Genomic DNA, 6,670 nt, shown 5'->3' with positions numbered 1-6,670 from the left:
AGCTGAGTGGCATGTTTGTCTTTGATGCGTAGTTTGAGCGTTTTCATGGGGTAATTATGATCTCAATGTATTTGGTTATCAAGGTATGTTCAATCTTAGGTGACAACGGTTGACGCCTGATATCCACGCCCTAGAAGGACGTGGTTTTACGGCGCTAGATGATAATATTTTAGAATGTGACACACAGTATAGAGCGTGTTACCCGTTCAACTTAAGTCGCTATCCTCGTTGTTATCTGCGTTATACTAGCCATAAGCATTGACTATCACTGAGCTGACTGCTTAGATGGTTTATAATTAGGAGAATGTCATGACTCAAGAACACGCTTCCCATGAAAAGCGCAAAATCATCGATAAGTTTTTGATGAAACTCACCAAAGAAGAGCCGCAAATGTATTATGCTAGCACCTCTGAGGTCGCTCGTAGCATCCATACTATGATAAAAGAGCACACCAATCGCTTGTCGGTAGAAGATCAGGCGCTCGTTAGACATATGACCGTCGAGGAGATACAAGGCTTGCTAGGCTTTCACCTTAAATAATCACACTTTCAACGTTCCCATAAAAAAAGCCCGCTGATTTGCAGGCTTTTTTATTATTAAAACTTTAATTTAGAGCATTGAAAATATACATCGCTTAAAACGGATACTCGCGTGGCTCATGTTGCATAGATATCCAGTGCGTTCTAGTGAACTCTTCTAGCACCCACTCACCGTTAAAACGACCAATACCTGAGTTTTTCTCGCCACCGAATGGTAAGTTACTTTCATCATTGACTGAAATATCATTAATATGTGTCATGCCTGCTCTGATACCGCGAGCAAAGCGCATGCCTTTTGCCATATCTTTTGTAAATACCGCACTCGACAGACCAAACATTGAGTCATTGGCGATCGATAACGCATCATCTTCATCTTTGGCACGGATGATACCGACCAATGGTCCAAATACCTCATTACGTGACAAATCCATCTCGCGCGTCACTTCAGTAAAGATGTGCGGCGGTACAACTTGTCCTTTAATCTCACCACTTAATATCATTTTTGCGCCTTCTTGCTGCGCATTAGCGATTTTCTCTTTCAACGATTCGACTTGTTTTTTATTAATAATCGGACCAACCGCCGTGTCTTGTTTGCTCGGATCGCCGACATTTAACGTTTTAACGTGTGCCAAGAAACGCTCAACAAAGTCATCATAAATCTCGTCTTCAACGATAATACGATTAATAGCAATACAGATTTGACCTTGATGTAAGAATTTGCCAAAGGCTGCTGCTTTGACCGCTTGCTCAATATCAGCGTCTTTTAGTACCACAAATGGACTGTTACCACCCAACTCAAGCGCTACTTGTTTAATGTAGTCGCCGCCATTGGCCAACTCGCCAATGCGCTTACCGACTGAAGTAGAGCCAGTAAATGATACAAAGCTTGGGGTTTTGTGTTCAACGATCGCATCTCCTATCTCTTTGCCTGAGCCAACCACCACGTTGAGCAAGCCTTTTGGCAAACCTGCTTCTTCGAATACTTTTGCTAGCAGCAAACCACCAGTCACTGGAGTATCACTCGCAGGCTTGAGTACCACAGCGTTACCAAGTGCTAAGGCTGGTGCAATAGAACGTTGTGTCAAATGTAATGGAAAGTTCCACGGACTAATGACAGCGACGACACCGATGGGCTCACGGTAAACAAAGTTTTCTTTGCCAGGGGTGTTAGATGGACGAATCTCGCCATGTACACGACTGGGGAAAGTCGCAGCCTCAAGGGTAATGCCGCGGGTAGCAGCAAACTCCACCATGGCTTTAACACGGGTACTGCCCGACTCTTTAATGAGCCAATCGACGATTTCATCTTGGCGCTGATCTAAAATCTCAACCACTTTATATAGTACACCTGCTCGTGTCGCTGGCGTTTGCTGTGCCCACTCTTTTTGTGCCGCACTTGCTGCTTGATAAGCTTCATTAAGCTGTGCTTCTGTCGCCTGCTGAATCTTTACAAGTGTATCGCCATTGTAGGGGTTGGTGTTGGTATTGACGCTATCATCTTGACCGCTTTGCCATTCCCCTGCAATGTACTGGAGGTGGAAATCATTATAGGCATTGGCTTTGGTATTATCGGTATCAGTTAACATAATTCTTCTCATTTATTTTATGGATGTTATGTTGGTTGTCAATAAAACAGTATGGCTAGCAAATTGAGGCAGATAAAAAATAACCCTTAACACAGTTATTTATATTAAATAGCCTGCGCTCGCGACATTTGATTAAGCACATCAAAACGAAACTTGCTAGACGACTGGTCTAATGCTACCATAGACCTCATACAAATAAGCGTATTTTGTCAGCAAGTATTGTTGAAAAAACGTAACGTGACCATATCAACCCTGACAATAAGCACTCATTATAAGCAACGATAAAAATCTGCATCGACCCATAGAAAGTATCATGAATAATTGTTAATAGCGCGCTAAGTAGCATTATTCGCCATACCTTATCTCTGAAATACATTCATAAAAAATATAGGAGGACATTACCATTATGTCTGCGGCCTCAACCACAATCCCACCAGATACCAAAACGCATCTGTTAGAAACAGGCTATCAATTGATTTCTAAAAAAGGCTTTACTGCCGTCGGTATCAAACAAATACTAGACACAGCCGGTATTCCTAAAGGCTCTTTTTACCATTATTTTGCCTCAAAGGAAGCGTTCGGTGAAGCTATCATCAGTCATTATTTCACTGATTATAAGATACGCTTAGACACCATTGGTCGTCAAAAAGTTAATGCTCAGCAAAAGATTTATGATTACTTTCAAAGCTGGTATGACACCCAGCAAAATGGCTGTGATCATGAAAAATGCTTGGTGGTGAAGCTCAGCGCTGAGGTTGCAGATCTGTCTGAACCTATGCGCATCGCACTGAATGCTGGTTACCAGCAGACCATCAGCTGGCTTGCTGAACAAATCAAAGCAGGCTGGGCGGATGACTCTGTACCACAACCTGACAATATCGCGGCCGAGAGCATGGCAAAACGTTGGTATTTTGCTTGGCTTGGTGCCAGTTTAATCGCCAAGATTAGCCAAACCAATACACCGCTTGCAGAAGTATGGCAGATGACTACTTCTCAATTGGGACGCTAATCTCGTGCGTTAAACGCTTTTTAGCCATTTATACTTCCCTATATCTAAAGCAAAAAATTGAGTTATAAGAGAGTTTTGTAAAAATTACTAGACGACTGGTCTATTTAATGTACAATGCCCACAGTTGCAAAAACGAATGGCTAATTTGCCACTGAGATTTTTGCACCCCATACGCCTAACACAAATATTTAATGATTTTAGGAATACTATGAATAACTTCCAATATTACAATCCAGTACGTATCGTCTTTGGTGAAGGTCAAATAAAACAACTATCGGAATTGGTTCCGACTGATGCCCGTGTACTTATCACTTATGGTGGCGGTTCGGCACAGCGCACAGGTACGCTAGACGAAGTAAAAGAAGCCTTGGCTGCGAGCGGTACACGTACCGTATTCGAATTTGGTGGTATTGAAGCCAATCCAGAATTCACGACTCTTTTAAAAGCAGCAGATATGGTCAATGAGCACAATATTGACTTTTTGCTAGCGGTCGGTGGCGGCTCAGTCATTGATGGTAGCAAATTTGTGGCATTGGTATCGTCACTCACTGAAGAAGATGACACGACTGTCTCACGCGAACAAGCATGGAACGCACTAACCAGCTATTGCAGAGACATTGATTCTGCCATCGATTTGGGTGCTGTTTTGACCATTCCAGCCACTGGCTCTGAGATGAACTCAGGCGGCGTCATCAATTATAGTGAACGTCAAGCTAAGCTACCATTTGGCAACGCACTTGCCTTCCCTAAGTTCTCAATATTAGATCCAATCAAAACACTGACATTACCTGAGCGTCAAGTGATGAATGGTGTTGCGGATGCCTTTGTCCATGTCATGGAACAGTACCTAACGTATCCAGTCAATGCCAAAGTGCAAGATGCCTTTGCTGAGAGCTTGCTGAAAATCCTCATTGATGAAGGTCGTATCGTTAAACAAGATCCAGAGAACTTAGAAACTCGTAAGAATATTATGTGGACAGCGACAATGGCACTCAATGGTCTAATCGGTGCAGGAGTACCGCAAGACTGGACGACACATATGATCGGTCATGAGCTAACCTCGTTACACAGCATCGATCATGCACGTACATTAACTATCTTATTGCCATCAGTGATGCGTGAGCTAAAAGAAAGTAAAAAAGAAAAATTACTTCAATATGCACATAATGTCTGGAATATTACGCTCGATGATACTCATCAAGACGAAGACGCTGTCATTGAAGCCGCTATTGTCCGTACAGAACACTTCTTCCGCGACCTTGGCTTGCCCGTCAGTTTAGAAGATGCAGAACTTGATGCGTCAGCTATTGACCCAATTATCAAGCAGCTTGAAGCGCACAACATGGTTCAGTTAGGCGAGCACAGCAACAATGATTTAGAAGTGTCACGTCGTATTCTACAACGTGCTATTAGTAGCAAATCTGCTTAATAAAAACACCACCGTAATAAGAAACACATATTGTTATGCTATTTATAGTAGTTGCTCAGCACTGAGTAACTACTCCATTCACCATTGAGTATCAAAACCAGTAAATATTAAAATCAATAGAATCTTAAAATTAATAAATAGAAAAGGAATCTGATAATGAGCTTTGATAAACAACAAAATCAAAAAATAAATCGTCAAATTAAATTAGCAAGCCGTCCAACAGGTGAGCCAAAAGCTGAAAACTTTGATATGGTAACCAGCGATATCCCATCGCCAAATAACAATGAAATGCTGCTGCGTACCGTTTACTTATCATTAGATCCATACATGCGTGGACGTATGAGCGATGCAAAAAGCTATGCTGATCCGCTAGAAGTGGGTGACGTCATGATGGGTGGCACGGTTGCCCAAGTCGTTGAATCCAATATCGACAAATTTGCTGTGGGTGACTTAGTGGTCTCAAACTCAGGCTGGCAAGACTATAGCGTCAGTGATGGCGAAGGCGTCTTAAAGCTTGACAAAAACATGTCAAATCCCTCTTATGGTTTAGGCGTACTAGGTATGCCAGGCTTTACCGGTTACATGGGTTTGACCGACATCGGTAAGCCGCAAAAAGGGGAAACTTTGGTCGTCGCTGCTGCAACGGGTCCCGTTGGTGCAACGGTAGGTCAAGTTGGCAACCAATATGGCTTACGTACCGTTGGTGTGGCTGGTGGCAAAGAAAAATGTGACTTTGCTGTCAATGAGCTAGGCTTTGATGTCTGTATTGACCATAAAGCGGATGACTTTGCCGAGCAATTAAAAGCGGCGTGCCCAGATGGCATCGATATCTATTACGAAAACGTCGGTGGCAAAGTGTTTGATGCCGTTATGCCATTATTAAATGCGCATGCACGTATCCCAGTCTGTGGTCTGGTCTCGCAATACAACACCACCGAGCTGCCTGATGGCAAAGATCGTCTAGGCGTATTAATGGGCAACATTCTAAGCCGTCGTCTCACCATCAAAGGGTTTATTATTTTTGAAGAGTATGGTGATCACTTCCCAGAATTCTTAAAAACCATGAGCAAATGGGTCGAGTCAGGCGATGTTAAAACCAAAGAATATATCGCTGAAGGCTTAGACGATGCACCAAATGCCTTTGTGCGCATGCTAAATGGCGATAACTTTGGTAAAACAGTGGTTAAAGTTTCTGAGGTTGAATAACAGAACCAATGGTTATCAGTTGATTGAATCGCAAATAACGACTTAACAACATAACTTGCTAAGACAACCACTGAAAATGACCTCTCAACCATGAATACTGTTCTATGAATACCGCTAGCAGTCATTGCAAATACTCATATTAATTACAGATGACCAATTAAGCATGACTGCTAACAACCCATGATTTAAAAACAACATCAATAATAAATAAGGACGACTATGAATATTTTAATGGTACTAACCTCACATGATAAGTTGGGCGATACTGGCAAAAAAACGGGCTTTTGGCTAGAAGAGTTTGCCGCGCCTTATTACGCTTTTATCGATGCGGGCGTCAATGTGACACTTGCTTCTCCTGCTGGCGGGCAGCCACCACTTGATCCGAGCAGCGATACTGAAGACACGCAAACGAAAGATACCAAGCGCTTTAAAGAAGACAGCGATGCTCAAAAGCATCTTGCCAATACTGAAAAACTCGCTGATATGAACGCTGAAGATTTTGATTCAGTCTTTTATCCAGGCGGTCATGGTCCACTATGGGACTTGGCAGTTGATAAAAATTCGATCAATTTGATTGAGACGTTTGTCAAACAAGACAAACCTGTCGCCTTTGTTTGTCATTCTCCAGCCGCTCTTAAAAATGTCAAAATTGACGGTGAGTATTTAGTCAAAGGCAAAACAGTGACTGGCTTTACCAATTCAGAAGAAGACGCCGTTGGTCTAACAGATGTCGTGCCATTCTTAGTAGAAGATGCACTAAAAGCCAATGGTGGTAACTATGAAAAAGCCGCTGATTGGGAATCATTTGTGGTTGAAGATGGCTTGCTGATTACTGGGCAAAACCCAGCGTCATCAGAGGAAGCTGCCAAGCGCTTAATCACTAAGCTGAAAGGTTAATATC

At 42.6% G+C, this 6,670-nt stretch carries 6 protein-coding genes; 5 read left to right on the top strand and 1 reads right to left on the bottom strand.

Annotation, left to right across the window (positions count from 1 at the left end; genetic code table 11):
- Positions 1-309: 309 nt before the first annotated feature.
- Positions 310-540 (top strand): hypothetical protein, encoded by a 231-nt coding sequence (locus C8D84_RS13080; RefSeq protein WP_045446342.1) that lies wholly within the window; start codon positions 310-312, stop codon positions 538-540.
- A 94-nt stretch (positions 541-634) separates the two neighbouring features.
- Here C8D84_RS13080 and C8D84_RS13075 read toward each other — a convergent pair whose 3' ends face one another.
- The gene (locus C8D84_RS13075; protein WP_087814161.1) at positions 635-2,125 is read right to left on the bottom strand and encodes an aldehyde dehydrogenase family protein; all 1,491 of its coding nucleotides are present in this window, start codon (positions 2,123-2,125) and stop codon (positions 635-637) included.
- Positions 2,126-2,531: 406 nt separating this feature from the next.
- Here C8D84_RS13075 and C8D84_RS13070 point away from each other — a divergent pair, with 406 nt between their 5' ends.
- From C8D84_RS13070 to C8D84_RS13055, 4 genes are all read left to right on the top strand, one after another.
- Positions 2,532-3,134, top strand: coding sequence for a TetR/AcrR family transcriptional regulator (locus C8D84_RS13070; RefSeq protein WP_055124963.1), 603 nt, complete (start codon positions 2,532-2,534; stop codon positions 3,132-3,134).
- Positions 3,135-3,342: 208 nt separating this feature from the next.
- On the top strand, positions 3,343-4,563 hold the full coding sequence (locus C8D84_RS13065) for an iron-containing alcohol dehydrogenase (protein WP_109592667.1): 1,221 nt from the start codon (positions 3,343-3,345) through the stop codon (positions 4,561-4,563).
- Between the two features lie 156 nt (positions 4,564-4,719).
- Entirely contained in the window at positions 4,720-5,769 is a 1,050-nt protein-coding gene (locus C8D84_RS13060; protein ID WP_109592665.1) for an NADP-dependent oxidoreductase, read from the top strand.
- Between the two features lie 219 nt (positions 5,770-5,988).
- The gene (locus tag C8D84_RS13055) at positions 5,989-6,666 is read left to right on the top strand and encodes a type 1 glutamine amidotransferase domain-containing protein (RefSeq protein ID WP_045446333.1); all 678 of its coding nucleotides are present in this window, start codon (positions 5,989-5,991) and stop codon (positions 6,664-6,666) included.
- Positions 6,667-6,670 lie beyond the last annotated feature (4 nt).

The sequence above is a fragment of the Psychrobacter immobilis genome (genome assembly GCF_003148585.1).
GTDB classification, from domain to species: domain Bacteria; phylum Pseudomonadota; class Gammaproteobacteria; order Pseudomonadales; family Moraxellaceae; genus Psychrobacter; species Psychrobacter immobilis.
The sequence above is the reverse complement of the archived record's forward strand: the minus strand, read 5'-3'. Positions and strand labels throughout refer to the sequence as shown.